Here is a 26927-nt window from a genome sequence, read left to right as displayed (position 1 = left end):
CCGGCTTCCTCTTCTCTGCCTTCAACCCTCCTCGTACCACCGGTCCTTCGCCAGCATCACCCGGTGGTGGCCGTGGCCCGAGGGCATCATCGGAAAGCAGTTCTCCTGCGCCTCGACCTGCACGTCGAGGAAGAACGGCCCCTCGCTCGCGAGGCACTCGGCCAGCGCGTCCTCGAGGTCCGCCGGGTCGCAGACCCGTCGCGCGCCCCAGCCGAAGGCCTTGGCGAGCGCCACGAAGTCGGGCAGCGCCTCGTTCCAGCTGTGGCTCAGGCGGTTGCCGTGGTTCAGCTCCTGCCACTGGCGCACCATGCCCATGTAGCCGTTGTTGCTCAGCACCAGCTTCACCGGCACGCGGTGCTGCACGGCAGTGGAGAGCTCCTGGATGTTCATCAGCACCGAGGCATCGCCGCTCACGCACACCGTGAGCGCGCCGGGGTGGCCGATCTGCGCGCCGATGGCGGCGGGCAGCCCGTAGCCCATGGTGCCGGCGCCGCCGGAGGTGAGCCAGCGGCGCGGGCTGTCGAAGCGCAGGTACTGCGCGGCCCACATCTGGTGCTGGCCCACGTCGGTCGACACGATGGCGTCGCGCCCGGCAATGGCGCGCTGCAAAGAAGACATCAGCTGCTGCGGCAGGATCGACCCGGCCTTGGGCTCGAAGGCCAGGCAGTCGACGGCGCGCCAGCGCTCGATGCGCTCCCACCACGGCGCAAGGCGCTCGGGCGCGAAGCCCTCGGCGGGCAGCAGCGCGAGCAGGCTCTCGAGGATCGCGGCGCAGTCGCCCACCATCGGCACGTCCACGCGCACCACCTTGTTGATGCTGCCGGGGTCGATGTCGATGTGGATCTTGCGGGCGTGCGGGCAGAACTCGTCGAGCTTGCCGGTCACGCGGTCGTCGAAGCGCGCGCCGATGCAGACGACCAGGTCGGCCTCATGCATCGCAAGGTTGGCCTCCAGCGTGCCGTGCATGCCCAGCATGCCGATGAACTTCGGGTCCGATGCCGCAAAGGCGCCCAGCCCCATCAGCGTGAGCGTGCACGGCGCATGCATCAGGTTGACCAGCTTCGTGAAGGCCTCGCAGGCGGCCGGCCCCGAGTTGACCAGCCCGCCGCCGCCGTAGATGACGGGCCGGCGCGCGGTGGAAAGCAGATCCGCGGCGCGCTGCACCATGGCCTTGGGCGGCAGCGCGGTGCGGCTGGTGCGCAGGGGGCGCAGCGGCGCGGACTCTGGGGCGCGGCCCAGGCGCTGCAGCTGGATGTCCTTCGGCACGTCGAGCAGCACCGGGCCGGGTCGGCCGGTCGATGCGATCTCCAGCGCGCGGCGCACCAGCGCGGGCACGTCGTCGGCGGCGCGGACCTGGCGGTTCCACTTCGTCACCGGGCGCGACATGCCCAGCGCGTCGCTTTCCTGGAACGCCTGCGTACCGATGACGGCGGTGGCGACCTGCCCGCTGATGCACAGCACCGGCACCGAATCGCTCATCGCGTCCAACAGCCCGGTGATGGTGTTGCCCACGCCCGGCCCCGAGGTGACCAGCACCACGCCCACGCGGCCGGTGCTGCGCGCATAGCCCTCGGCCGCGTGCACGGCCGCCTGCTCGTGGCGCACCAGCACGTGGCGCAGCCGGGGTTCGCCGTGCAGCGCGTCGTACAGCGGCAGCGCCGCCCCGCCGGGGTAGCCGAAGATGGTGTCCACGCCGCACTCGACCAGGGTGTCGAGCAGGGCCTCGGCGCCGTTGCGGATGCGAACCGGCTTGGTATCGGGGTGGAGGGACGGGGAGGACGTGGGGGGTAGGTCGAGCAGTCGCATGCCGTCAATTCTTCCGTTTCGGGCGCAGAATATGCATCTTTCTTTTGGCTCTTTAAGCTCGATTCATGAAAACCAATCGGCAAACACCCGGCGACAGCGAAGGATCTTTCGACAAGACCGACCTGGCGATTCTGCGGGTGCTCCTGCTCGACTCGCGCAAGACGCTGCAGGAGATCGGCAACGAGGTCGGCCTTTCGCCCACCAGCTGCTGGACGCGCATCAAGAAACTGGAGGCCACCGGGGTCATCAAGCGCTATACGGTAGACGTCGACCCGGCCAAGCTCGGCTACCACGACTCGGTGATCGTGCAGGTCACTCTGGAGAGCCACACCGACGAGACGCTCTACGACTTCGGCCGCACGCTCGCCACCATCCCGGAAATCCAGGAGGCCTATCTGGTCTCGGGCGACTACGACTACTACATCCGCATTGCCGTGCGCGACACGCGCGACTACGAGCGGCTGCTGCGCGAGAAGCTCTACAAGATCCCGGGCATCCGCCACAGCAAGTCGCATTTCGTGCTGCGGGTGCTGAAGGAAGCGAGCGTGCCCGTCATCTGAGGCACGCCGCCGTGGCCGGGCTCAGAGGCGGATCAGCTCCACCCGGCGGTTCTTCGCCCGCCCCGCCTCGCTGTCGTTCGGCGCCACGGGCTCGGAGGCGCCCGCGCCGCGGGTCGTGAAGCGCCGCGGGTCCACGCCCGCCTTCACCAGCACCGAGATCACCGCCAGCGCGCGGCGCTTCGAAAGATCGTCGTTGTGCTTCGCCTCGCCCTGCGCATCGGTGTGGCCCACCACCGACAGCTTCAGGGGCGGGTTGTTGCGCATCAGCTTGGTCATCTCGTCGAGCGTGGGCTGCGACTCGGGGCGGATCACGTCCTTGTCGAGGTCGAACAGGATGCCGTAGAGATTGACGCGCCCCGTCTCCGCCAGGCTCTTCTGCATGGCCGTGGCGTCGAGGAACACGATCTTGTTCTCCTCCATCGCCTTGCTCTCCACCACCCGCACGAAGGCGTGGTTGCCGACCTCGGCGTTGTGCTCGGCCAGGGCGATGCTGGCGTAGACGGTGCCGCCCGGCCCAGTCTTCCTGGCAAGCAGGTAGCGTCCGCTCACGGCGAAATAGTTGCGCGCGTAGTCGCCCCGGCTGCCCAGGCGCGGCCACTCGGGGGCGTCGAAGGCCAGCGCGAAGTCGTAGGGCGTGGTGGTATCCACGCTGCCGTCGCGCGGCTTGTAGCACGAGCCATTGGCGGTGCCGCAGCTGAACAGCACCTCGAAACCCTTGGCCTTCAGGCTGGACTCGTAGTTGCGCTGCACCTCCAGCAGCGAGCGCTCCTTGGGCAGCCTGTATAGATAGAGCGTGACCTTGCCCTCGACCTTGAGCAGGTCGGGCTTGCCGCCACCCCAGTTCTGAAACGGCTCCTTGATCAGGCCCACTTCGTCGTAGGCGGCCGCCTTGTAGCCGTCGAGCACCGAGCCCTCGTAGCGCCCGACCAGCGGGTTGTCCTTGGCCGGCTCTGCGGCGAAGGAGCCGGCAGCCGTCGAGAGCAGCGCGCCTGCCACCAGGCGGGCAACGAGAACCATGAAGGCGGACTGTTTCATCGGCGGGCCTGGAAGAGGAATGGAAGCGGGAGCGGAATGCGGCGTCCTTTCCATGCTAGGGAACGCCGCCGCCGCTGTGCATTCGACGGACGGCCTATGCCGCCGCCCCGCCGGGTCGTCGGCGTGTTAACGGTCGTAATCGCAGGCGTATTCGAGGGGGAACATAATCGCGCCCGTCTCGCGAGGGCGGGATCCGGGCTCCACGGCACGGAGCCGTAACGCAGCGGCTTCAGGCCGGTGCAAACCACAAAGAAGCGACTTCCAAGGCAAAGCGATCTATGAGGCTGGGCAGCAAGAGCTGTTGGCGAATCGGCAGGTGGATCGCAAAGCTTTTGCTGGCCGCCGTGCCGGTGCTCCTGTCTTGCGCGCACGCCGCCGAGCCGGCGACGGCGCAGTCGCCGCAGAGCGGCGAGGCCGTCCACATCACGCGGGTCGAGCTGCTTTCCGTGCCGGGCAACGGCTATACCGCTCCTCCGCGCGACGTGCAGGAGGCGGCACTGCCTCCCAAAGGCTGGAGAAACGTCAACCTCCCGCACACGGTCGGACGCGAGCTGGTGCCCGACGAAGGCAGCGGCACACGCACCGTCACCGACTGGTACCGCATCGACCTTTCCGGCAGGGCTTCCGTGCGCGAGCCCCAGTTGCTCTATCTCCCGCGCTGGAAGACGCTGGGCCACATCGCGGTGTACGGCGACGGCGCCCTGCTCTACCAGTCGCACGGCAGCCCGATCCACAACGGCTACAACCATCCGCTGCTGCTGCCGCTGAACCCGACGGCCGGCGCGCCGCCGCCGAAGACCGTGCTGATCCGCGTCGACCGCCTGCGCAACAGCGGCAGCGGCTTTTCCACCGTCTGGGTCGGCAGCGAGGCCTCGCTGAGCTGGCGCTACCAGATCCGCCAGCTGCTGCAGGTGCAGCTGCCCTTCATGGGCAGCGCCGCCTTCCTGGCGGTCGGCGCATTCGCCTTCGCGGTGTGGCTGGGCAGGCGGCGCGAACTGCTCTACCTGCTGTTCTTCGCCATCTCGGCGATGGCTTTCCTGCGCACGCTGCACTACTACGCGGGCGGCAGCTTCATCCCGATCTCGGACGACTGGTTCGAGTGGATGACCGTCTCCAGCCTGCTCTGGCTGATCATCCTCATCCACCTGTTCCTGCAGCGCCTGCACCAGCAGCCCTCGGTCTGGCTGACGCGCATCTCGATCGGACTGGTGCTGGCCTGCAACATCACGACGCTGCCGCAGCTGTCGACGAAGATCGTCAACCTCTACCTGTTCACGCCGCTGCTCAACCTGGCGGTACTGCCCATGGCGGTGCTGATCTTCACGGTGAACCTGCGCAAGTCGCTGCGCAACCAGCAGAGCGAAGGACGGCTGGTGGCGGGCTGGACGGTGTTCGCGCTCGCGCTCACCTCCTGCGACGGACTGCTGCAGAACAACCTCGTGAGCCCGGAGAGCGTCTACATGTCGCCCTACGCCATCATCAGCCTGTTCTTCGTGTTCTCGTACATCATGTTCCAGCGCTACACCGACGCCTTCGCCGAGGTGGGCCGGCTGAACAGGGGCCTGGCCCAGCGACTGCAGGCGCGCGAGGCGGAACTGGAGCAGAGCTACCAGCGGCTGCGCGTGAGCGAGAACCAGCACATGCTCAGCGCCGAGCGCCGCCGCCTCATGCAGGACATGCACGACGGGCTGGGCTCGTCCCTCATCAGCGCGATCCGCTCGGTGGAACGGGGCGCCATGACCGAGGCCGAGATCTCCCGCGTGCTCAAGGGCTGCATGGAAGACCTGCGGCTGGTGATCGATTCCATGGAAAGCGTCGACGCCGACCTGCTCCTGCTGCTGGCGACCATGCGCTTTCGCCTCGCGCCGCGCATCGAGAGCGCCGGCATCACCCTGCAATGGGAGGTGCAGCCCGTGCCCAGCCTGCCCTGGCTCGACCCGGACGGCGCGCTGCACATCCTGCGCATCGTGCAGGAGTGCGTCGCCAACGTGCTGCGCCACACGCGGGCCACCACCATCTGCGTGAGCACCGCCACGGCGAACGACGGCGTGTGCGTGATGGTCGAGGACAACGGCGGCGGCTTCGACGTGGAACAAGCCATGCGGCGCGGCGGCCGCGGGCTGCGCAACCAGCAGCGGCGCGCGCAGGAGATCGGCGGCACCGTGAGCTGGGAAGCCGGCGCCGCCGGCACGCGCTTCGTGCTCTGGCTTCCGCTGGAACGGCCGGCCGGGGTCGGCAAGGTCCTGAGCGCGGCCTGAACGCAGTGCAGGCTCAAAGGCTCAAGCCTCAGAGGCTGGCCGCGATCTGCTCGCGCAGCCACTTGTGGGCCGGATCGCGATGCCGGCGTTCGTGCCAGAGCATCGCCATCTCGTAGCCCGGCACTTCCAGCGGCGCCTCCACCACGCTCAGCCCGGGCGCGTTGCGTGCCAGCCGCTCGGGCAGCATCGCGACCATGTCGGTGCCCGCCACCGCCGACATCATGAAAAGGAAGTGCGGCACCGACAGCACCACCTTGCGCGCCAACCCCTGCTGCGCCAGTACCTCGTCGGTGGGCCCCGCGAAGCCGCCGCCGGCCGGAGACACCACCACATGCTCCAGCGCGCAGAACTGCGCGAGCGTGGGCCGGCGCTTCAGGCGCGGATGGCCCGCACGGCCGACGAGCACATAGCGCTCATTGAACAGCACCCGCGCATGCAGTCCCGGCGGTGCGCCCACGCTGGTGTGGAAGAACAGGTCGATCTCGCCGCTTTCTAGCTGCCGCGCCATGCGCGAAGGCACGGCCTCCACCACCGCCAGCCGCGTGTTCGGCGCGGCCGCACGCAGCCCGGCCAGCGCCGGCAGCAGGATGGCCGACTCGGCGTAGTCGGCCGCGGCAACGCGCCATGTGGTGCCGGCCTCGGCCGGCTCGAAGGGCCGAGTCGGAGCGACCGCGCGGCCCAGCGCTTCGAGCGCCTCGTGCAGCGGCTCGCGCAGCTCGTCGGCCCGCGCGGTGGGCCGCATGCCGCGCTGCGCGGGCAGCAGCAGCGGATCGCCGAAGACCTCCCGCAGCTTGGCCAGTTGCACGCTCACCGAGGGCTGCGACAGGTTCAGCCGCTCGGCGGCTCGCGTGACGTTGCGCTCGGCCAGCAGGGTGTCGAGCGTGACCAGCAGGTTCAGGTCGAGGCGGCTGAAATTGTTCATGTCAATTCCTGGAATTCAGACTATTCATTTCCAATATATCGCCAGGCGACCTAACCTGAAGGCATCCCCACTCGAACCCTCAGGAAATCATGAACGTCCTACTGGTCCTTGCCCATCCCGAACCCGCCTCGCTCAACGGCTCGCTGCACCGCTTCATGCTCGATCGCCTCACGGCCAACGGCCACAGCGTGCGCGTGTCCGACCTCTACGCCATGCGCTGGAAGCCCGCGCTCGATGCCGACGACTTCCCGGCGCGCGACACCGCCGCGCGTTTCGACCCGGTCCTGGATTCCCAACAGGCCTTCGAGGCCGGCACGCAGACAGCCGACATCGCCGCCGAGCAGGAGAAGCTGCTCTGGGCCGACGCGGTGATCCTTCAGTTCCCGCTCTGGTGGTACTCGATGCCCGCCATCCTCAAGGGCTGGATCGAGCGCATCTACGCTCATGGCTTCGCCTACGGCGTGGGCGAGCATTCAGACCGGCACTGGGGCGACCGCTTCGGCGAAGGCGTCATGGCGGGCAAGCGCGCCATGCTGATGGTGACGGCCGGCGGCTGGGCCTCGCACTACGCGCCGCGCGGTGTCAACGGGCCGATGGAAGACCTGCTCTTCCCGATCCACCACGGCATCCTCTACTACCCCGGCTTCGACGTGCTGCCGCCCTACGCCGTGTATCGCACAAACAAGATCGACGAGGCCGCCTACGCGCGCATCACGCAGGAGCTGGGCGAGCGGCTCGACACGCTCTTCAGCGCCGAGCCGATTCCCTTCCGCCGCCAGAACGGGGGCGACTACGAGATTCCCGCACTCACCCTGCGCGAGCACATCGCGCCGGGCAGGACGGGTTTCGCGGCGCACGCCGCGGGCTGAGCAGGCTCAGGGCAGCACCGGGTTCGCCACTGCGTTCGCGATGGCCGCGTCGGCATCCACGCGCAGCATGAAGCGCTTCGCCACCAGGTCGTTGGCGGCAGCTGTCACCGCCGCCATGTAGCCGGCCTGGTCGGTGTAGCGCTCCTGCAGCGAGGGGCGCGGATCGGCGCCGCGCAGCGCTGCCGTCTTCGCGAACGGGAAGTACGAGCCGAAGAGGCCCGCCTGGTCGATGCGGCCCGGCACGCTCGTGTAGTTCCAGCCGGTGTTGGTGCCCAGCGGCACGGCCACATCGAGGCTGCGGATGCCGGCGACGTCGTTGCCGTCGGCGTCCACCTGCGGCACCAGGATCGCGTAGTCGCGGCCCAGATAGGCCGGCGGCACCTGCGTGGCGATGCCGCTCTCGTCCTGCGGACGGTAGTTCGGGCCCCAGTCGAGCAGCGAGTAGTTGTTGACCAGGCCCGTGTAGCTCACGCCAGGAATGGACGGGAACTTGACCTGCTGCGGCCGCACCAGCGTGGCGTCGGCGATCTTCGGCACCTGGCTGTCGGGCGGCGTCGTGCCCTTGACGACCCAGTCCTCCAGGTTCTGGTACAGCGCTCGCACCACCGGGATCACGCCGGCATTGCCGTTGGTCGCGTAGAGCGCGCCGGCGCTCGAGCCCGGCAGCGACGCGAGGCCCAGCAGATGGTGCGTGCTCGCGTAGTAGTAGACGCGGGCGTTGGCGGGCTGCACGAGGTCGGTCGTGCCCCAGGCGTCGGTCAGCAGCGGCGAGCCCTGCAGCACGTAGAACTCGGTGCCGCTGAAGCCGATGAAGAGCTTGGGGCAGGTGCCGCTGGCCTCGCAGCGCGACAGGATGCCGCCGCGGCGCTGCGCCACGTCGTCCACGTAGTCCTTCGAGAGCCCGCGCGTGCCCGCCTGTCCGAAGGCCGTGTGGTCGGCGCGCACGCCACCGCCGCCGCCGGGAATGGCGAAGCGCATGTTGATGTTGGTCTGCCGCGCCGCGATCTGCGCGAACACGCCGTCGAACACCTTCTGACCTGCGCGGTCCTCATTGAAGCCGAGGTGCACGAAGGTCTTCATGAAGTTGCCGCACTGCGAGACGCCCGAGGCGATCGTGTTCCTGATCGCGGCCGCCACCGGGTTGGCCGTGCCGGCCGAGTCGCTGGCATCGCGATGGAAGAAGGTGATCATGTCGCGCAGCGCCGCGAGGCCCAGGCCCATGACCTTCGGGTCCTTCGCGACGTAGACCAGCTCGTACAGATAGGCCGGATCCCACTTGTCCTTCAGGCACACGCTCGTCTCATCGGGCGTGCCGGGGAACGGCGTGGCGGCGCTGCACTTCGCGAACTTCCAGTCGCTCGCGGGAATGAGCTGGCGCGCGTCGCCCTCGTTGATGCGGCGCGTGAGCACGTAGCCGGGCTTCGTGTTATCGAGGCTGGCGGTGGCGTAGGCCTGCATCGCGGCGTTGAACGGACCGCCGGGCAAGGGCAGCGAATCGTTGGTGGCGGCGGTGGGCAGCAGCTCGGCGCGGTAGGTGCCGGTGATGCTGCTGCCGTCGGCGTTCTTCGCGACCGGCACCTTCAGCGTGAGCTTGCCTGCCGCGGCGGGCACGTCGCCCTGCCACGCGGCCGTGAGGAACACGTAGCCGCGCGAGGCGAAGTACGGATCGAGGTTCACGATGTTGCCGCGGTTCGGCGCGTCATAGCGCAGCACGCCGCTGGCCTTGCTCATGTCCTTGGGCTTGAAGAGCACGAAGTCGGAGGTGTATTCGACCTTGCCGTTGGCATTGAGCGGCGCGAGCTGCAGGTCCTGGATGATCGCGTTGCGCGCGTCCTTCGGGTCGACCTCGCCGGTGAATGTGCCGGTGATCTTCTCGTAGGCGCCGACGCTGCCGAAAGTGCCGGCCACGTCTTCCGTGGCGGTGATCGCGAGCTTGTACTTCGGGGCGGCGGCCGCGGCAGGCGGAGGCGTCGACGGGGTTCCGGTGGAAGGCGGCGGCAGTATCAGCCCGCCCCCTCCTCCGCCGCCGCTTCCGCCGCAGGCGCTCAGAAGAAAAAGGGCGGCCGAAGCCACCGTGGCAGCCCTGAGGCTCCAGCGTTTCATGGTTTGTCTCCTTCGTTGTGTGTCTTTGTCTGCGTGCGGCGCCGATCCCCGCTACGGCGTGCGGGCCGTCAGATCACTCGGCCTCGATGCCGGCCGCCTTCACGATGCGGCCCCATTTCTGCGACTCGCCGGCCTGGAACTTCGCCAGTTCCTCGGGCGAGCTCGTGAACACCTCGGTGCCGGTCGGCTCGTAGAAGGCGGTCTTCGCTGCCTCGCTCTTCGCGGCCTTCACCAGCAGCTCGTTGAGCCGCTTGACCACGGCCGGCGGCGTCTTGGCAGGCGCGTAGGCCGCGAACCAATAGCCCATCTCGTAGCCCTTCACGCCGGCTTCGGCGATGGTGGGCACGTCGGGCGCGAGCGCCGATCGCGTGGAGCTGGAAAAGCCCAGCGCGCGCAGCTTGCCGGCCTTGACCTGCGGCAGGCCGGTGGCGGTGTCGGTGATCATCATGTTGATCTGCCCGCCCAGCAGGTCGGTCACGGCGAGCGTGTTGCTCTTGTAGGGCACGTGCAGCAGCTTGATGTCGGCCATCTGCTGCAGCAGCTCGCCCGCCATGCGGCTCGACGAACTGCCGCTGCCGAAGCTGTACTTGCCCGGCTCCTTCTTCGCCAGCGCAATGAACTCGGCCACGCTCTTCGCGGGGAAAGTTGGGTTCACCACCATGATCTGCCCGCCCTTGCCGAGTGCTGCGACGGGCGAGAAGTCCTTCACCGGGTCGTAGGGCAGCTTCTTGAACAGATGCTCGTTGGCCGCGTGCGTGGTGTTGGTGGTGATGAGCACCGTGTAGCCGTCGGGCGGCGCCTTGGCCACATTCTGCGAGGCGATGAAGCCGCTGGCGCCCGCCTTGTTGTCGATGACCACGGCCTGTTTGGTCTCGGCGGTGATCTGGGTGCCGAGCGCACGCGCGATCTGGTCGGTGGCCGTGCCGGCCGCGAAGGGCACGACGAAGGTGATCGGCTTCTCGGGAAAGGCCTGCGCCTGCGCCAGCAGCGGCACCACGGCCAGCGCGGCGGTCAGCACGGTGAGGGGGAATCGTTTCATTGTCTTGTCTCCGTATGGAATGGCTTGGTAAGGAAAAAAGGGTTGCGGCTACGGCCCGGCCAGCAGCGGCACCAGCTCGCGCGGCACGCGCACCGGCATGTCGAGCAGCAGGAAGGAAAGCGCCTTGCCGTGCGCGTCGAGGTTCAGCGCGTCGTTGACGCCGCCGTCGAGAACCGCATCGAGCACGAAGTTCATCGCGTGCAGCTTCGGCAGCAGGAAGCGCTGCACCTGAGAGGGCGAGCGGTGATGGAACTGCGCCGCCACGCGCTCGGGCGCGATCTGTTCCACCAGCACGGGATAGAGCTGCGCATGCCAGGCGATGACGCTGATGTTGGAGCGGTCGCCCTTATCGCCGGTGCGGCCGTGGGCGGCGCGGTACAGGGGCACTTCGACGGTGTCTGCCAGGCCGTTCATGCCAGTTCCTCCTGCGGGATCAATTCGAAGCGCACCGGTATCGCCTCGCGCGGCAGCAGGCACGACAGCGTGTTGAGCCTGGGCGTGAGCGCGGTGCGCACGCCGCCGCCGCCGGCCGGGCCGCAGGTGTAGAGCGCCATCACTTCGCGCGACAGCCGCTCGGCCTGCGCGCGTTCCGTGTGCGAGGCGGCGACACGCAGCCGCACGTCGCGCAGGCCGGCATCGGGCGTGTCCGCCAGCGCACGGCCGGCGTCGTCGCCGAAGATGCTCAGCGCGCCGATCAGGTCCACGCGCAGCGAGAGGCCGTCGAGGCGCTTCCTGAGCACCTCCGCCGCGAGCCTCGCCCGCGCCTCGGCGCGCGGGCCGGCATAGGAGATCTCGCCCTCGGCCAGCCAGCCGCCTTCATGGCACACGTTGACCTTGTAGCGATCCGGCCGCGCATGGCCGCGCACGCCGGAAAGCGCCACGCGGTCGGCAGCGTCAAGTGCCTGCACCTCGGCTTCGGAGATGTCGGCGACCACGTCGGGCGTCAGGTAGGCGGCCGGATCGTGCACCTCGTAGAGCAGCTGTTCCTTCACCGTCGCCTCGCTCACGAGGCCGCCGGTGCCGTCGGCCTTGCCGATGGTGCAGCGGCCTTCGGCGTCGATCTCGGCGATGGGAAAACCGACGGACTCCAGTCCGGGCACGTCCTTGTAGCCCGGGTCGGCGAAATAGCCGCCGCACACCTGCGCGCCGCATTCGAGCAAGTGGCCCGCCATGGTCGCGCGGCCCAGCCGGTCCCAGTCGTCGGCGCGCCAGCCGAAGTGCGACATGGCCGGGCCCACCGTGAGCGACGGGTCGGCCACCCGGCCGCACACCACGATCTGCGCGCCCGCATCGAGCGCCGCCGCGATGGGCTCGGCGCCGATGTAGGCATTGGCGCTCACCACGCGCAGGCCTTCCATCTGCGCGCCCAGTGCTTCCTGGAGCATCGCGCGGTGCTCGGGCCCCGACAGGTCGTCGCCCTCCACCACCGCGATGCGCGGCGCGCTCGCGCCCAGTTCGCGCGCCATGCGTGCGATGTGCCGGGCGGCGGCGCGCGGATTCGCTGCGCCGAAGTTGCTGACGATGCGGATGCCGTGTGCCAGGCAGCGCGCGAGCACGGGCCTCAGCATGGGGTCGAGCAGCGGCTCGTAGCCGGCCTCGGGGTTGTCGCGGCGGCGCAGTTGCGCCAGCGCGAGCGTGCGCTCGGCCAGCGTCTCGAAGATCAGGAAGGCGCGCTGCCCGGCGGGGCCGCTGGCAAGGCGCGCGATCAGCGTGTCGACCACCGGCCCCGCGGCGTCGGTGCGATCGCCCGAGAAGCCGGCGGCGCAACCGATCAACAGCGTGGGCGGAACATTCGGATTCATCGGCGTGCACTGTAGGCAGCACGGGGTCATCCGTAAAATCGAAAATCCGGATCGATTGATCCGCTTTTCAAATAACAAGAGAGACAAGAAGATGAGAAAGACGCCCGACCTCTCCACGCGCCAGCTGCGCGCCTTTCTCGCGCTGGCCGAGCACCGCAACTTCACGCGCGCGGCGCAGGGCAGCCATCTCTCGCAGCCCGCCTTCAGCGCGCTGATCCGCACGCTGGAAGACGCCGTCGGCACCCGCCTCTTTGACCGCGACACGCGCAGCGTGCAGCTCACGCCCGAGGGCAGGCTGTTCGAGAGTTCGGCGCGCCGGCTGCTCGACGACATGGGCAGCGCCATGGACGACCTTGCCGATCACGTGGAGCGCCGCAAGGGCCGTGTGCGTGTGGCCGCCCTGCCCTCGCTCGCGGCCGGCTGGCTGCCTTCGGTGTTCGCCGAGTTCATGCAGGCGTGGCCGGGCATCCGCATCGACCTGGACGATGCGCTGTCGGACGCCTGCATCGCGCTCGTGCGCAACGGCCAGGCCGACTTCGCGCTCGCGGCATCGGGCGCGGGCGGCACTGCAGACGGCGACCTGCGCGCGCGCAAGCTCTGCACCGACCGCTTCCATCTCGTGTGCCGCGCCGACCATCCGCTCGCGAGCGAGCCGCGCCTGACGGTGAAGAAGATCGCGCCCTACCCGTTCATTCAGATGGCACGCAACAGCAGCGTGCGGCAGGCACTCGACGCTGCCCTGCATCCGCAGCGGCTGAACTCGGTGTTCGAGGTGGAGCACCTGGCCACGGTGATGGGGCTGGTAGAAGCCGGCCTGGGCATTAGCGTGGTGCCCGCGCTCACGCTGTTCCACTTTCAGCGCGAAACACTGGTAACGCGCCCGCTGCCCTTGCCCTCGCTCACGCGCACGCTCTACGTGGTGCAGCGGCGCGAAGGCAGCCTGTCGGTGGCGGCGCAGACGCTGCACGACCTCATCGTCGAGCGGCTCGGGGCGCTGCGACTGGACTGAGGGCCGGCCCACCGCCCCGACCCGCCATCCGCTCGCGCCGTGCCCTTCGGGCTTGCCGCCGGATGCCGGCAACAGCTCAGGCCGCTTCGGTGCCCGCCTTGCCCGTCGCCGCCACGGCTCCCACTGCCGCTTCCACCACCGACTCCACCGCCGCCTCTGCCTGCGCTTCCATCGCGGCACGCGCGGTCGGGTTCGGCGTGGGCTCGCCGATCTTGCGCATCGTGTTGCGGTCGGTATGGCTGAAGGGCTCGGGCTTTCCGAGCACTTCGAGCACCGTCTCGAGCTCGTACGACCAACTGCCGTCGTCGTGCACCGTCACCTCGATGCTGTAGCGCAGCGTCTTGAATGCATGCTCCAGGAACGGGTTGGCCACGATGCCGTTGGTTTCGCCGCCGCGCACGGCCTCGAGCCTGAAGCTGCGGTCGTCGGCCTTCGCGCGGCCGGTGGCCATGGCGGTAAGGCCGCGCGGAATGGTGAGCGTCTGGATCAACGCGCCGGTGGAGGGCTCCCAGAGCCAGTAGCCGACCTGGTCATGGAAGGTCTCCACGTCGTCGGGCTTGACGATGCGCAAGTGGTAGCGCAGGCCGTAGAAGATCTGCGGGCCGTTGGTCTGCGCATCGATGGGCTGGAACTCCGCGTGCTCGATGTAGGCTTCGGCCTCGGGGCCGTCCTCCTTCGGGCTCACGTCGTGGCCGGCCGAGCCGGTCCAGATGCCGGCCAGCGCGGTGAGCGGCCCCAGGTTGGCGAGCGTGTTCGGATCGGGTTCCGGCTCTGTGTAGATGTCGCGCGGGAATTGCGTCGCGGGTTGCTGCTGTTCCATGTTCTTCTCTCCTCGATGGGGCTTGCTGTATGGGGCAGGAGTGTCGCTCATCAACCTTCTGCTTCCCTGACTCGCCTGCCGCTCACTGGTCGAGCCGGATGCCGACCTTCGCGATGATCGCGCCCCACTTGCGCCCTTCGGCGTCGATGAAGGCCCTGAACTCCTCGGGCGAACCGCCGCCCGCCACCAGACCCTGGTTGGCAAGCAATTCGCGCACCACCGGCTCCTGCAGCACGGCGTTGACGTCGGCGTTGATGCGCTGCACCACTTCGGGCGGCGTGCCGGCGGCGGTGAAGAAGCCGTTCCAGGCCAGCGACTCGAATCCGGGATAGCCCGCCTCGGCCACGGTCGGCAGTTCCTTCATGAGCTCGGAGCGCTTCGCGCTGGTGACGGCGATGAGCTTCACCCGCTGCCCCTGGATCAGCGGCAGCAGCGCGGGCGCCACGGCGAACAGCGCCTGCGTATCGCCCGCCGCGAGCGAGAGCCCGGCGGGCGGCGAGCCCGAATACGGCACGTGCACCGCCTCGATGTGCGCCACGCTGCGGAACAGTTCCATCGTGAGATGCGACGAACTGCCCGCGCCCACCGACGCATAGCTGAACCTGTTGCCCCGCTTCTTCGCCCATTCGACGAACTCGGGCAGCGTGTTCGCCGGGTTGTCGGCCCGCACCGCAAGCACGTTGGGCTGCGAGGTGGTGAGCACCACCGGCACCAGGTCGCGCGAAGGCTCGTAGGGCATGCGTGCATACATGTAGGGTCCGAACGCGATCGGGCCGTTGAAGCCTATGCCCAGCGTGTAGCCGTCATGCGGCGCCTTGGCGACCGCGTCCATGCCGATCAGGCCGCCGGCGCCGGCCTTGGTCTCGATCACCACGGGCTGCTTCCATATCACGCGCAGGCGGTCCGCGAGCGTGCGGGCGATCAGGTCGAGCGAGCTGCCGGCCGGCGCGGGCACGATCACGCGCACCGGCTTCGATGGCCACGCCTGTTGCTGCTGCTGCTGTGCCCATGCGCCTGCGGCGAGCAGGCCGGCTGCAAGGAAGACTGCAAGGGTCGCCAGCGGGTTCTTCATCTTCACTTTCTGGCCTCCTCTCGCGCCGCATCGATCTGCGCATGATTGGCCTCGGCCCATCGGTCGACCGCGATCAGCGTCCTGCTCAGCGACAGGCCCAGGGGGCTGAGCCTGTACTCGACGTGCGGCGGCACGGTCTGGTGGTCTTCGCGCAGCACGAGCCCGTTGAGCTCCAGGTCGCGCAGAGTCTGCGTGAGCATCTTCTGCGAAATGCCGCCCACCTTGCGCAGCAGCTCGTTGTTGCGCTGCGGCTTGCCGCGCAACAGCGGAATGAGCAGCAGTGCCCACTTGTTGGCGATGAGCTCCAGCACGCGGCGCGAGGGGCAGTCGGCGCTCCACACGTCGGCGGGGGCTGCTTCGGCCTCTGCCACATCCGAGGTCTTCTTCGACGGCGTCTTTGAATTTCCCATGGTTACCAGAAGGTGCGTACTTGTCGGTTGGTGCCTGGGCCGGAATTATCGGGTTCCTCTTTTCCGCAACGAACGACAACGAAGGAGTTTTTTCATGGGTTGGATATTTCTGCTGTCCGCCGGGCTGGTCGAGATCGCGATGGCCGCCGCGCTCAAGCAATCGGAGGACTGGTCGCGGCTCGTTCCGTCGGTGGTGGGCGTGCTGACCGCGCTGCTCAGCATCTACCTGCTGGCGCGGGCGCTGCGCTACCTGCCGCTGGGGCCTGCCTACGCGATCTGGACCGGCATCGGCTCGGTGGGCGTGGTGCTGATGGGCGTGCTGTTCTTCGGCGAATCGCTCTCGGCTGCACGGCTGGCATGCATCGCCATGGTGATCGGTGGCACCGTGGGCCTGCGCCTCGTCAACGGCTGATGCGCAAAGGAAACAGAATCGTGACCACACGCATCCTGCACATCGAGGCATCGCCTTCGGGCGAACGTTCGCGCTCTACGGATACGGCGCGTTACTTCCTTCAGCAACACCGTGCACACCACCCGGAGGCCTGCCCGCCTTCGACGCCACGATGATCGAGGCCAAGTTCGCGGTGCTGCGAGCCACCAACGCCACCGAGGAACAGAAGCGCCGCTGGCAGGGCGCCGTGCGACTCTCGCGCGCCTTCAATGCTGCCGACAAATACGTCTTCAGCCTGCCGATGTGGAACTTCGGCATTCCTTACATACTGAAGCACTACATCGATATCGTTACCTTGCCGGGCGAAAACTGGCTCTGGACGCCGGGGGAAGGCTATAGCGGCCTGCTGCAGGGCAAGCGCGCCGCGCTCATTTATTCGAGTGCCGGCGACTATCCGGTGGGGCTGCCGTCGCACGATAAGGATTTCCAGAAACCGTATATGCGCACCTGGCTAGGTTTCCTCGGAATCGATGACCTTGTCGAGATAACGGCGGCGCCAACGCTCGCATCACCCGAGGCCGTGGCAGCCGCCCTCGCAAGGGCACGAAATGAAGCCGAAAGGCTTGCAGAGGGCTTCTGATGGGCTCCGTGCCTTTAACCACGTTGCGAATGGGCTGATTTTCGGGGGACTTCAAATCGACACGCGGTAGGGGCAATATCCGCATCCCCCGATTCCTGTGTCACCCGATCCGACCTGAGGACTAAGGAGCTTTCCATGTTCGCTACAGCAGAGCGCACCATCAAGACCCCCGGCCCGGAACACCCGATCACCATCACACCCAACCCGCTGCGCGTGGTGGTGTCGGTCGACGGTTGCGTCATTGCCGATACCCGTGAGGCCCTGACGGTACGCGAAGCACACTTCGGCACCGTGCACTACTTTCCTCGCAAGGACGTGAAGATGTCGCTGCTGGAACGCACCGCGCACGCGACCTACTGCCCATACAAGGGCGAGTGCAACTACTACAGCATCCCGGCCGGCGGCGAACGCTCGGTGAATGCCGTATGGACCTACGAGTCGCCGTACGACCCGGTCTCGCAGCTCAAGGACTACGTGGCCTTCTATCCCGATCGCGTGGGTCCGATCGAAGAGCGCGTCTACTGAGCACTTCGACACGCGCCTCATACATCGACGCAATCAACGTACAAAAGCAAAAAGCCGGTCCCCGCTTACACGGGGACCGGCTTTTTGCTTTTGCTTTCGCGCTATTTCACCAGCGTGGCACCACGCACCCGGCGATCACAGCGGCAGCGAGTCGCCGCGTGCGGCGGCACGGGCAGCTGCGCGCACCGTGGAGCGATCCAGGCCGCTGGCGAGAACCGGTGCAACGCGCGAGGTCACGCCTTCGGCATACGGGTTCTCGCTGTGGGCAGCGGCCACGGCTTCGGCGCGAACGGCGGCGCGGCTGGTGGTGGAAACGATCAGTTGCACGGGACCTTGGTTGGCGCCGTCAGCGTACGGGTTGCCGCTGCGGGCGGCGACCACGGCCTGGCTGGCAACGTCGGCACGGCTCGCGGCCGAGCTGAGCTGATGCACGCCGTCATAGCTTTCGGCATGGGCGGCACCGGCAGCAGCCAGCAGGGCGATGGAGATGGCGGAGAGGAGCTTGGAGGCGGTCATTTGGATTTCCTTCAGTTCAGTTCTTTGCATACGGGATGTTTTCGAACCGGTCTTGGGTGGGGCACCGTCCCTTTCGGGGGCGGCCACCTCGCTCGGGGCCTGTTCATCCAGACTGGCTTGCTTGTTGTCGGCGGCTGGTCTGCGGGATGAATTGTGAGCCGCCGGATAGGTAAAAACCCGCAGCAAAAAGAACCGCGGCGTTCATGCGATGGAAACAATCGCAGCGCCTCGGCGGGTGTGCCCCTCAGCCCCAGGTCAGGGGATCCAGGCGCAGGTAAAAGTCGAGCCGCCCGTCATCGGGCTCGCCGATCTCCAGGGTGTCGAACAGGCCTTGGCGAGCGGCAAATTCGTCGTGCGGACCGCGCCAGCTGTCGCGCGCATTGGCAAGAAAGAGCGAAAGATCGACGTAGCGGTCGGCCGTTCCGAGGCGGCCGAGGTCGATCAGCCCGGTGCAGCGCAGCGTTTGCGGATCGATCATGAAGTTGGGCATGCATGCGTCGCCGTGGCACACGACGCGGTCTCGCGCCTCTTGCGCCAGGCGTTGAATCAACTGCACCCGCAATGCGTCGAGGAGCAGTGGCGGCGGAACGTCCTGCTGTTCCGGGTCCAGGAATTCCTTGTTGACCGCATTGCGCGCTACCACGTCGCAGGCACGCTCGAACATCGTGGAAAGAGCGCGCGCGAAGGGGCAATCCGCTGCGGGAATCTCGTGCAGCAGCCTCAGCCGCTGCACCATCGAAGGCCACGCCTGCAGCAGTTTCTCGGCGGGCAGTTCGCTGGCGGGCACCCCGGGAACAACGCTCGTCACCAGGCATGCCCCTTCCTGCGATGCACACCAGTCGAGCACCTTCGCGGACCCCAGCTCGAAAGGCGCGAGCCATTCGGTGCGAAGCCGCTCGCCGGCCAGCGACTCCACGCCGCCGGCGCTTCCAGGGGACACCTTGGCGAAGGCCGCGCCGTCGCTGCGGCGATAGACGCTGTCTCCAGACTCGCCGAGATTCACGGGAAGCCATTCGATGCCGGCTGGCAGGGCAGGAAGAAGGCGCCGGGGTTCCGGGAGGCCTGGGGTCGAGGGATGCATGCGATTGGGCACTGGTTGTTGCGTTGCTCGAGTGAATTTATCCAATCCCTCCCGCCACGCGCCCAATGCCCCCATCTATCGACCAGCCTGCGCCACGTTCACCACGCCCTTCATGCCCGCGTCGTAGTGCCCGGGCTGCAGGCAACCGAAATCGACCTTGCCGGCCTTCGTGAACTGCCAGACGACTTCGCCCGTCTTGCCCTGCGCCAGCGTCACCATGTTCGGTTCGGCATGCTCCATCTCGGGGTTCTTCATCATCGCGGCATAGTGCGACTTCAGTTCCTGCGCCGTGCCCAGCACCAGTTCATGCTTCAGCTTGCCCGAGTTCCTGACCACGAAGCGCACGGTCTCGCCCTGCTTGACGCTGATGTCGGCCGGCGTGAAGCGCATGCCGTCCGTCATGTCGACCTCGACCGTGCGGGTTGCCTTGGCGGCCACGCCGGGCTTGCCGATCGCGTCGTCGTGCGTACCCGAGGCCGATGCGCCGGTGGCAAGCACGGCGAGCAGCGCTGCGCAGGCGGAGGTGGCGAGGAATGCGTGTTTCATGAGGCGATGCTCCTTGAGGTGAAGAGGTGAATGAAGAGGCGAATGAAGACGAGAATTCTGGAAAGCCCACCCGGCCATCGCCTTTCACGCCGATTACAAGGGCGTAATCCGCAGGCACGCCCGCAAGATGGCGCCCGCCGCTTCGGCCCTTGCCTGGAGCGGCCCGAGGTCGTGATGAAGGCAAGCGAAACTATCGAGGCCCGCCGTGGTCCCAGCCTGCAAAAGGAACCCATCGACACCATGCGCACATTCGCCGCAAGCGCCCTCTTCTGTCTTGTCGTCCTCATGCCCGCCGGCAGCGCATCGGCCCAGTCGCTGAGCTGCGGCGGCACGCTCTCCGGCGTGGGCGACTCCAAGTTCTCGGTGGTGCAGAAATGCGGCGAGCCGATGTCCAAGGAATTCGTCTGCGTGCCCCGCCCGCAGGTGGCATGGGTGCTTTCGCCCTACCCCGGCGGCCCGGCGCAGCAGGTGGTGACGCAGGCTTGCGTGCCGATGGAAGACTGGGTGTACCACCGGGGCCAGGGCAACTTCCTGGGCATCGTGAGGTTCTACAACGGCGCCGTCGAATCGGTGCGCGACGGCGAACGGATGCGATAGCAGCCGATGAACATCCGTATCCGAAACGAAGTGCCTGCGGACGCACCGGCCATCGAGGCGTTGACGGCAGCCGCATTTCTCGCAGCAGAGTATTCGAGCCATACCGAGCAGTTCATCGTCAATGCATTGCGGCGCGCCGGCCAGCTCTCGGTCTCGCTGGTTGCGGAAGATGACGGACAGACGATCGTCGGGCACGTCACCATCTCGCCGGTGCGCATCTCCGATGGCTCGCCCGGCTGGTACGGGCTCGGTCCGGTGTCGGTCGGACCCGGGCAGCAGGCGCTGGGCATCGGCACGCGGCTCGTGAACGAAGCGCTGGCCGCGTTGCGCGGCATGGGTGCATCCGGTTGCGTGGTGCTCGGCGAGCCGGCCTATTACGGCCGCTTCGGATTCGCGGCCACGCCTGCCCTGGTCTATCCCGGCGTGCCGCCACAGTATTTCCAGGCGCTGCCGATGGCAGGAGCGATGCCGAGCGGCACCGTCGCGTATCACGCGGCCTTCGAAGCGACGGCCTGAATGCGCCGAAGGCTCAGGGCGGCGGCAACAGCGGGCTGCAGTTCTCCTCGGCAACGAACAGCACCGCCAGCCTGGCCGGCTTGACCGGATCGGGGTCCTCCGCGAACAGGTGCGGCGTACCCGGCGGCCGAAGCGAGTGCGGTTCAGGCGGCTTCGTCGTCGAGCGCCGCGCTGCGGTCCTTGATGCGCGTGACCTGCGACAGCACCGCGTCCTCTGGCGTCATGTCCGGCCGCTGGCCCTTGTAGACCGGCTGCTCGAACTTGCCGCCCGCATAGCGGTAGAGATAGCGCACCTCCACCAGCGCGCCCACCGCGGGCAGCGCCTCGTTGGGCGGCACGGTCACGTTGCCCAGGTCGATCATGGCGCCCGCGTCGTCGCGCAGTCCCACGGCCACCGAGCGCTGCGCGTTGACGCGGATCACTTCGCAGGTCGCACTCTGGTTGAACTTGAACTTCAGGCTGCTCGTGCTGCGGCCCGCTGCGAAAGGCGCGTCGAGTGCCTTGAGCACGTAGCCCTCGCCATGCGCGGCCAGCAGCTGCGCAGCGCGGCGGCGCTTGCCTTCGGCGGTGAGTTCGAGTTCGAGCAGCGCGATCCACGGCATGGCCGAGGCCACCGTGCGCAGATGGCCGAAGCGCTCGATGAACGGCGCGCCGCGCAGGTCGCGGCCATGGAGTTCCAGCAGGTCGAAGGCCATGAAGGCATCGCCCACGTGCTCGCCGGCGATCACGGTGCGCCCTGCGGCAGTTGCCGTGCCGACCCAGGCCTGCGGAATGTCCACGAAGAGTCCGCGCCGGTTGGTGCCGCGCACGGCCTCGCCCTCGATCAGCAGGATGCGGTTCTCGCCGTCCGCCTTTTCCTGAAGGCCCCAGCCCGGATCGTCGAAGTAGCGCTCGGCCTGTTCCTCGAGGATCAGCGTCGGCAGCTGCGGCAGTTCGCCGCTCACCCGGCCGGCGAGGTCGGTCGAGGTGTAGAGCGCGCCGGACTGGTCGGGCGTGTAGCCCTTCGAGGTTTTTTCCTTGACGACCTTGTCGTAGATCTTCAGCGCGGCCTCGTAGGCGACGGGGCTGCTGGTCTTGGTGCCGGTGGAAAGCGTGCCGCCGCGCCGGCCGTTGCCGTAGTCGACAACCCAGCCGCCGTCCTTCTGGCGCAGGTGCACCTGGTAGACCTTGTCCGAGCCCTGGCCCGTGAAGTAGAGAAAGCTCGAGCGCTCAGCCTGTTCCATGTTCGACACCTGAAGACCCCCCATGCGATTGCCGGAGCGCGCATGCTACACAGGCCGCGCCGGCGCCAACGCCCGCTAAGATGCGCGGCGACACAAGAAAGCAGCACAAGCATCGACCGAAGGCAGGGGAGGCCTCCGCGTGAAGCGCATTCGCTCAGAAAAATTCATCCGCACGAAGCCCGGCGTGGCAGGCGCCGCCGGCTTCAGCACCGTGGAACTGTTCGCCCTGCCGGAAGCTCCCGGCCACGTGGTGCATGTGAGCACCAGCCGCGACGGGCTGCAGTGGAAGGAGACGGTCCATACCCCGTCGCCGCTGCCGCTGGAAGCCGCCACCGCCGTCTTCGAGCGCGCCGTGGCGGCGCAGATCGCGCAGGGCTATGTGCCCGAGGGCTCCGCCGTCGTTCCTGCCGCAGCCCCCGTGGCCGCTGCCCTCTCCCATCCCGGCGACGCCGTCCTGCTCGCCAGCATCCGCCCCGACGCGTGGAGGCTGCTGCCCCCCGTGCGCCGCAGCCGCGTGGTGTGGCGCATCGGCGAACGCCGGCTGGCGGCGGCGGTGCCGCAGCTCGTCGACCTCATCGAGACCGGCGAGCCAATGCTCGACTATTGCATCGCATGGGCCATCGGCCGCTGCGGTGACGGCGGCGCCTTCGAGGCGATGCGCGAACTCTCCCGGCGTGGCCGCACGCCCGTGGTCACCCGGGCGGCGCGTTGGGCCGCGCTCGCGCTCTGGCCCGCCGAGCAGCGCGCGGCCGAAGCGGCGCGCATCGTCGACGACTGGCCCGCTGCACTGCGCCGCGCCTGGACAGCCATGGGCGAAGCCCCTGCAGGGCAAGCCATGCCGATGCTGCGGCAGCACCTGGCCGACCCCGCGCTCTGGAACGGAATGAAGTACGCGGCCTGGGTCGAGCAGCTGTTCGACCTCTCGCTGCTCGAAGGCCCCGCGGGCGAGGGGCTCGCGCATGCCGCGCTGCTCGAGATCGCGCCGACGCTGCAGCTCGCGGCCGGCAGCTTCCGCGCATGGCGCCGGCTCTACAAGGGCGCGGAGTTCTCGGGCGACTACGCCCTGCTTGGCGTGCTGCACCAGCGCCTGGAAACGCAGCGCGCGGCCTTCCGCACCGGCGGGCGCTGGGCGCAGGTCGACGGCCGCTACGTGGACATCGCCAAGGAAATCGTGCGGCCCGACAGCCGCCTCGCCTACAGCCAGCGCACGCGCGACTACCTGCGCCGCCGCACGTGGCGCAACCTGCGCCGGCTGGCGCTGGCCGGCACGGCCGACGAGCCCGACTGGCTGCGGCTCGCCATGGGCGTGCTGCTCGCGGCCGACGACAGCGAGGCGGGTACCGCCGGCCAGCAGCGCGAATCGCGCTGGACGCCCGAACCCCGCAGCTGGCACACCGGCCCCTACAGCCGCTGGCTGGTGCTGATGCAGCTGCTGCATCGCCACGACCCCGAATGGGAAGCCCAGCGCGGCGGCCTGCAGTGGCGCCGCAGCACGCCGCTGCCCACGCAGCGCCTGAACCGCACCGAAGCCTGGCCCGAACGCTGGGACCGCCATCCGCAGGCGCTGCTGCAGCTGATGCAGCAGAGCCGGTGCGCGGCGGTGCACGCCTTCGCCGCGCGCGCGCTGCAGGACAACAAGCCCTTCTGCGATGCCCTCGAGCCGCCCGCCGTGTGGCGCCTGCTGGCCAGTACCTGGGAGGACACTGCGCGCTTCGCGCTCGCCATCGCGCGCCAGCGCATCACGGCCGGCGAGCCCGCCCTGCCCTGGCTGCCCGCGATGCTGGGCTCGCCGCTGGCCGAGGCGCGCACGCTCGCGCTCGAATACATCGGGCAGGATCCGGGCCTCTACAGCCAGCAGGTCGACCTGCTGCTGATGCTGCTGACATCGGCCGATGCCGAAGTGCGCCGCGCCTCGCGCCTGCTGCTGCAGGCCGCCGCGCCGAATCTTTCGACGCTCGACGCGCTGGCCACCGAACTGCTCGCATGGCTGTCGGCCTGCGACGCCGCGCAGCCGGCGCTCGACGCCATCTGCGAGAACGTGCAATGGGCGCTGCAGGGCCTGCTGCGCACGGCTGCCGCGAAGGCGCCGCTGAACAGGCTGCTCGCGCTCTTCGATCACGCGAGCCCGGACGTGGTGCGCACCGCCGCCGAGTGGCTGCTGCTGCATCCGGCCTCCGTCCAGGGCCTGCCGGTGAGCGTGCTCACCCGCCTGCTGCAGTCCGACGACGAGCGCCTGCGCGGCGCCGGCGTGCGGCTCTTCACCTCCCTGCCGGATGCCACGCTGGTCAACCAGCCCGAGCTGTTCGCGGCCTTCTGCAGCAGCCCGATGCCGGCCGTACGCGCCGCCGTCGCGCCGCGCCTGGCGCAGCTGCTTCCCGCCCACCCCGAATTCGCCGCCGCGCTGATGCCGCTGCTGCGCGACGAGCTGTTCCGCGCCGAAGCGGCCGAAGGCGTGTTCGATTCGCTGCTGCAATGGCTGTGCGGCCCGCTGGCCGAGCACACGCGCCGCGGCGAGCCCGCCGTCACGCTGCGACTGCTCGAAGCGCGCAGCAAGGGTGCGCAGCGCCTCGGCGCGTGGCTGCTGCCGCAGCAGGATGCGCAGGGCTTCGACGTGCTGCAGACAGCCAGCCTCGGCCTCGTCGACACCGCCGCCGCGCGCCGCTGGGCCATGGACCAGCTGGCCTCGAACCCCGAACGCACGCTCTCGAACCTCGGCGATGCGCTGCGCATCTTCGACAGCCGCTGGGACGACGCGCGCGACTGGGCCCGCCAGTGGTTCGGCTCGCAAAGCGGCGCAAGCCAGTGGACGCCCGCGCTGCTGGTTCGCCTGTGCGACCACAAGGACGCGGGCGCGCAGCGGCTGGGCCGCGAGCTGCTCACCACGCATTTCGACGTGACCGACGTCACCACCTACATGCTGCAGCTCAGCCAGCACCCGTCGGCGGGCATGCAGCTGTTCGTCACCAACTGGCTGGCATCGGCCGCGAGCCGCAACGCCGACGTGCTGGCACGGCTGGAGCCCTACTTCCTGAGCGTGCTTTCGCAGGCCAACCGGGGGCGGCTGGCCAAGGCGCGCGTCATGGAATTCCTGGCTGCGCAGGCCGCGCATTCGGAAGACATCGCGCGCATCGTTGCGCGCGTCTTCGCGCGGCAGGCCGTCACCGGCGCGATCACGGAGCGCGCGCAATACGTGGCGGGGCTGCGCAGCATCCAGGAAGCCTTTCCCCAGTTGGACAACCCGTTGCAGACCGCGCCGGTGCGCAGCATCGCGCCGCGACGTTCGCCGCCGCCCTCTTCCTCCGCCCTGACCGGAGGGCCCGCAGCATGAGATTCCAGTACCGCTACTTCGGCCACTCCGGCGCGCAGCACACCGCCAACAGCACCGCGCTGCAATTCGCGCCCGACACGCTGCGCACGCCGGTGCACTTCGTCGCCGACATCAACCGCCACCTGCCGTTCCGCGAAGGCATGTCCGCGCTGCACGACGTAGTGGTGGGCGACCTGCGCTTCAAGCCGCGCGACAAGAGCGCGTACCTCGAATGGCTGGCCGGACAGGAAAGCGAGCTGCTCGCCCAGTTCATGGCGCGCAGCGACGAGCTGAAGGCGCAGATGGAGCCGATCAGCAGGGAGCTGGCCGAGCTGCGCAAGAGCAAGCGCGCGGTGATGCAGCCCTTCATGAGCGCGCAGCAGCGCTACTTCGACCACATCTACAAGGTCAACCGCGAGGCGTGGTTCGTGCTCGACCCGGTGATCACGGTGCACCCCGACCGCGTGTTCTTCGAATGCTTCAGCCAGGACGAGTCGAGCTACGGCATGTTCTCGTGCAGCCACGACATCTTCGACCGGGTGAGCGACCACGCCTTCGGCACCACCAACGTCGATTACTCCGAATCGCTGTACGACGAGTTCCAGAAGATCCGCGACTACAAGACGACGCGGCTGGCCATCGACCCGGGCGGCTTCCAGGTTCAGAGCGACAACGATCCGGCCTTCCACGAGCCGAAGATCGACGTGCCCGACAGCTGGGTTCGCGGCTTCCTGCAGGTCAGCAGCGCGATGCTGCTGCCTGCGCACCGGCTGCAGCTGCACCCGATGGACATCCACAACATCTGCCTGGTGCTGCGCCGACGCAAGGAGCGTGTGGGCCCGCGTTCGCTGCGCTTCGTGCTGCGGCCGGGACAGCCGGTGCGCATCGTGTTCGAGCCCTGGGGCCACGAGCTGGTGTGCCCGCGCTCCACGCACAGCGCCACCTCCGACATCGACATCCGCGTGTGGGGCCGGCGCCGATTGCTGCAGCTCGAACGGCTGGTGCCGGTGGCACAGGGCTTCACCGTGCACCTGCTGGGCACCGGCATGCCCAGCTTCTGGGTCGCGCAGATGCCCGACATGGAATTCACGCTCGGCCTCTCGGGCTGGACCGCCAACGACTGGTCGCGCAACGGCCACTTCGAGCTGCTGCAGCCGCGCCAGACGGTCGACCAGGACAGCCTGCTGCGCGTGTTCGCCGCGCTGGGCGAACGCTGGCGCGCCACCACCGACGAGCTTGCCGCGGCAACCGGCCTTTCGACGCTCACGGTCGACGCCGCGCTCGGCGGCTACGTGCAGGCCGGCCGCGTGGTGTACGACATCGCGCACGGCGTGTGGCGGCTGCGCGAGCTCAGCCGCGAACCGCTGCCCATGGACAAGCTGCGCTACGCCAGCCCCGAGGAAGAAGCCGCAGCCGAGCTGGTGCGCGCGCGTCGCATCGCCGGCGTGAAGACGCAGGCGCGCGCCGATGGAGGCGTCTCGATCAGCGGGAAGTGCAAGGGCTCGGCCGGCCAGCGCGAGTACTTCACGAGCCTTCAGCTCGATGCCGACCAGCGCGTGGCCTCGGGCGAGTGCCAGTGCAGCCACTTCGTGCGCCATCGCATGACCAGGGGGCCGTGCGAGCACATGCTTGCGCTGCGCCTCTCGGCCGCGCCGTCCATTGCGGCGAACACCACGACAACAACAACGACAGACCAGGAAAGGACCACCGCCCACATCGGCTGATACACTGCTTTTTGCGAACGGAGCGGGAAGGCTCTTGCAATCCGGTCGGCGTATCGCCGCCCTCGCACACAGCACTTCCCAAGCGTCACTGGACGTCTCTTCACTGTGCCGTATGGCCATGGTGACGCGACAACAGTGCGGCTTCCTCGAAGCTCA

Annotated in this window: 25 protein-coding genes; 11 read left to right on the top strand and 14 right to left on the bottom strand. The window is 68.4% G+C overall.

Features of this window, described 5'->3' with window-relative positions:
* Positions 1-21: 21 nt before the first annotated feature.
* Positions 22-1806, bottom strand: coding sequence for a biosynthetic-type acetolactate synthase large subunit (ilvB, locus tag FHT32_RS26295; RefSeq protein ID WP_176667521.1), 1785 nt, complete (start codon positions 1804-1806; stop codon positions 22-24).
* 65 nt (positions 1807-1871) lie between these two features.
* Here ilvB and FHT32_RS26290 point away from each other — a divergent pair, with 65 nt between their 5' ends.
* Entirely contained in the window at positions 1872-2366 is a 495-nt protein-coding gene (locus FHT32_RS26290; RefSeq protein WP_176667520.1) for an Lrp/AsnC family transcriptional regulator, read from the top strand.
* Between the two features lie 21 nt (positions 2367-2387).
* On the opposite strand, the gene FHT32_RS26285 is transcribed toward FHT32_RS26290, so the two are convergent.
* A complete protein-coding gene (locus FHT32_RS26285) occupies positions 2388-3401 on the bottom strand; it encodes an OmpA family protein (RefSeq protein ID WP_256099161.1) in 1014 nt (337 codons plus the stop codon).
* A 344-nt stretch (positions 3402-3745) separates the two neighbouring features.
* On the opposite strand from FHT32_RS26285, the gene FHT32_RS26280 reads away from it, so the two are divergent.
* Positions 3746-5659 (top strand): sensor histidine kinase, encoded by a 1914-nt coding sequence (locus FHT32_RS26280; RefSeq protein WP_371132254.1) that lies wholly within the window; start codon positions 3746-3748, stop codon positions 5657-5659.
* Positions 5660-5687: 28 nt separating this feature from the next.
* On the opposite strand, the gene FHT32_RS26275 is transcribed toward FHT32_RS26280, so the two are convergent.
* Positions 5688-6581: a LysR family transcriptional regulator gene (locus FHT32_RS26275; protein WP_176667518.1), complete on the bottom strand. Its 894-nt coding sequence runs from the start codon at positions 6579-6581 to the stop codon at positions 5688-5690.
* 89 nt (positions 6582-6670) lie between these two features.
* On the opposite strand from FHT32_RS26275, the gene FHT32_RS26270 reads away from it, so the two are divergent.
* Positions 6671-7450: an NAD(P)H-dependent oxidoreductase gene (locus FHT32_RS26270; RefSeq protein WP_176667517.1), complete on the top strand. Its 780-nt coding sequence runs from the start codon at positions 6671-6673 to the stop codon at positions 7448-7450.
* A gap of 6 nt (positions 7451-7456) precedes the next feature.
* Here FHT32_RS26270 and FHT32_RS26265 read toward each other — a convergent pair whose 3' ends face one another.
* From FHT32_RS26265 to FHT32_RS26250, 4 genes are all read right to left on the bottom strand, one after another.
* A complete protein-coding gene (locus FHT32_RS26265) occupies positions 7457-9553 on the bottom strand; it encodes an alpha/beta hydrolase domain-containing protein (protein ID WP_176667516.1) in 2097 nt (698 codons plus the stop codon).
* Positions 9554-9626: 73 nt separating this feature from the next.
* On the bottom strand, positions 9627-10592 hold the full coding sequence (locus FHT32_RS26260) for a tripartite tricarboxylate transporter substrate binding protein (protein ID WP_176667515.1): 966 nt from the start codon (positions 10590-10592) through the stop codon (positions 9627-9629).
* Positions 10593-10640: 48 nt separating this feature from the next.
* Positions 10641-11006, bottom strand: a complete 366-nt coding sequence (locus FHT32_RS26255; protein ID WP_176667514.1) for a hypothetical protein — start codon at positions 11004-11006, stop codon at positions 10641-10643.
* On the bottom strand, positions 11003-12394 hold the full coding sequence (locus FHT32_RS26250) for an acyclic terpene utilization AtuA family protein (protein ID WP_176667513.1): 1392 nt from the start codon (positions 12392-12394) through the stop codon (positions 11003-11005). The genes FHT32_RS26255 and FHT32_RS26250 overlap by 4 nt, the downstream gene beginning before the upstream one ends.
* 91 nt (positions 12395-12485) lie before the next feature.
* Between FHT32_RS26250 and FHT32_RS26245 the strand changes: the two genes are divergently transcribed.
* Positions 12486-13403, top strand: a complete 918-nt coding sequence (locus FHT32_RS26245; protein ID WP_176667512.1) for a LysR family transcriptional regulator — start codon at positions 12486-12488, stop codon at positions 13401-13403.
* A 76-nt stretch (positions 13404-13479) separates the two neighbouring features.
* Here the strand turns inward: FHT32_RS26245 and FHT32_RS26240 are convergent, their stop codons facing one another.
* The 3 genes from FHT32_RS26240 to FHT32_RS26230 form a co-directional block, all read right to left on the bottom strand.
* The gene (locus tag FHT32_RS26240) at positions 13480-14223 is read right to left on the bottom strand and encodes an FABP family protein (RefSeq protein WP_176667511.1); all 744 of its coding nucleotides are present in this window, start codon (positions 14221-14223) and stop codon (positions 13480-13482) included.
* Positions 14224-14305: 82 nt separating this feature from the next.
* A complete protein-coding gene (locus FHT32_RS26235; protein ID WP_176667614.1) occupies positions 14306-15295 on the bottom strand; it encodes a tripartite tricarboxylate transporter substrate binding protein in 990 nt (329 codons plus the stop codon).
* Positions 15296-15297: 2 nt separating this feature from the next.
* Entirely contained in the window at positions 15298-15705 is a 408-nt protein-coding gene (locus tag FHT32_RS26230; RefSeq protein WP_218088415.1) for a helix-turn-helix domain-containing protein, read from the bottom strand.
* Between the two features lie 94 nt (positions 15706-15799).
* Here FHT32_RS26230 and FHT32_RS26225 point away from each other — a divergent pair, with 94 nt between their 5' ends.
* The 3 genes from FHT32_RS26225 to FHT32_RS26215 all read left to right on the top strand — a co-directional run bounded on the left by FHT32_RS26225 (position 15800) and on the right by FHT32_RS26215 (position 17261).
* Positions 15800-16117 (top strand): multidrug efflux SMR transporter, encoded by a 318-nt coding sequence (locus FHT32_RS26225; protein ID WP_176667510.1) that lies wholly within the window; start codon positions 15800-15802, stop codon positions 16115-16117.
* A gap of 151 nt (positions 16118-16268) precedes the next feature.
* Positions 16269-16736 carry an FMN-dependent NADH-azoreductase gene (locus FHT32_RS26220; protein ID WP_256099160.1) on the top strand — a complete coding sequence of 156 codons (468 nt, stop codon included), beginning with the start codon at positions 16269-16271 and terminating at the stop codon, positions 16734-16736.
* Positions 16737-16871: 135 nt separating this feature from the next.
* Positions 16872-17261, top strand: coding sequence for a DUF427 domain-containing protein (locus FHT32_RS26215; RefSeq protein WP_176667509.1), 390 nt, complete (start codon positions 16872-16874; stop codon positions 17259-17261).
* Between the two features lie 135 nt (positions 17262-17396).
* On the opposite strand, the gene FHT32_RS26210 is transcribed toward FHT32_RS26215, so the two are convergent.
* The 3 genes from FHT32_RS26210 to FHT32_RS26200 all read right to left on the bottom strand — a co-directional run bounded on the left by FHT32_RS26210 (position 17397) and on the right by FHT32_RS26200 (position 19404).
* Positions 17397-17777 (bottom strand): helicase SNF2, encoded by a 381-nt coding sequence (locus FHT32_RS26210; RefSeq protein WP_176667508.1) that lies wholly within the window; start codon positions 17775-17777, stop codon positions 17397-17399.
* A gap of 244 nt (positions 17778-18021) precedes the next feature.
* Positions 18022-18858 carry an APH(3'') family aminoglycoside O-phosphotransferase gene (locus tag FHT32_RS26205; RefSeq protein WP_176667612.1) on the bottom strand — a complete coding sequence of 279 codons (837 nt, stop codon included), beginning with the start codon at positions 18856-18858 and terminating at the stop codon, positions 18022-18024.
* Between the two features lie 75 nt (positions 18859-18933).
* Positions 18934-19404, bottom strand: a complete 471-nt coding sequence (locus FHT32_RS26200; RefSeq protein WP_176667507.1) for a plastocyanin/azurin family copper-binding protein — start codon at positions 19402-19404, stop codon at positions 18934-18936.
* A gap of 240 nt (positions 19405-19644) precedes the next feature.
* Here FHT32_RS26200 and FHT32_RS26195 point away from each other — a divergent pair, with 240 nt between their 5' ends.
* Entirely contained in the window at positions 19645-20001 is a 357-nt protein-coding gene (locus FHT32_RS26195) for a DUF2845 domain-containing protein (RefSeq protein WP_176667506.1), read from the top strand.
* Between the two features lie 6 nt (positions 20002-20007).
* Positions 20008-20517, top strand: coding sequence for a GNAT family N-acetyltransferase (locus tag FHT32_RS26190; RefSeq protein ID WP_176667505.1), 510 nt, complete (start codon positions 20008-20010; stop codon positions 20515-20517).
* Between the two features lie 143 nt (positions 20518-20660).
* On the opposite strand, the gene FHT32_RS26185 is transcribed toward FHT32_RS26190, so the two are convergent.
* Positions 20661-21740: a DNA ligase gene (locus FHT32_RS26185; protein WP_176667504.1), complete on the bottom strand. Its 1080-nt coding sequence runs from the start codon at positions 21738-21740 to the stop codon at positions 20661-20663.
* Between the two features lie 139 nt (positions 21741-21879).
* Here FHT32_RS26185 and FHT32_RS26180 point away from each other — a divergent pair, with 139 nt between their 5' ends.
* Both FHT32_RS26180 and FHT32_RS26175 read left to right on the top strand, forming a co-directional pair.
* A complete protein-coding gene (locus FHT32_RS26180; protein WP_176667503.1) occupies positions 21880-25068 on the top strand; it encodes a hypothetical protein in 3189 nt (1062 codons plus the stop codon).
* On the top strand, positions 25065-26771 hold the full coding sequence (locus tag FHT32_RS26175) for an SWIM zinc finger family protein (protein WP_176667502.1): 1707 nt from the start codon (positions 25065-25067) through the stop codon (positions 26769-26771). The genes FHT32_RS26180 and FHT32_RS26175 overlap by 4 nt, the downstream gene beginning before the upstream one ends.
* The last annotated feature ends 156 nt before the right edge of the window (positions 26772-26927 follow it).

The sequence above is a fragment of the Variovorax sp. SG517 genome (assembly GCF_013376045.1).
GTDB lineage: Bacteria > Pseudomonadota > Gammaproteobacteria > Burkholderiales > Burkholderiaceae_C > Variovorax.
Note: the sequence above shows the minus strand (reverse complement) of the source record. Positions and strands in the feature narration are given on the sequence as shown.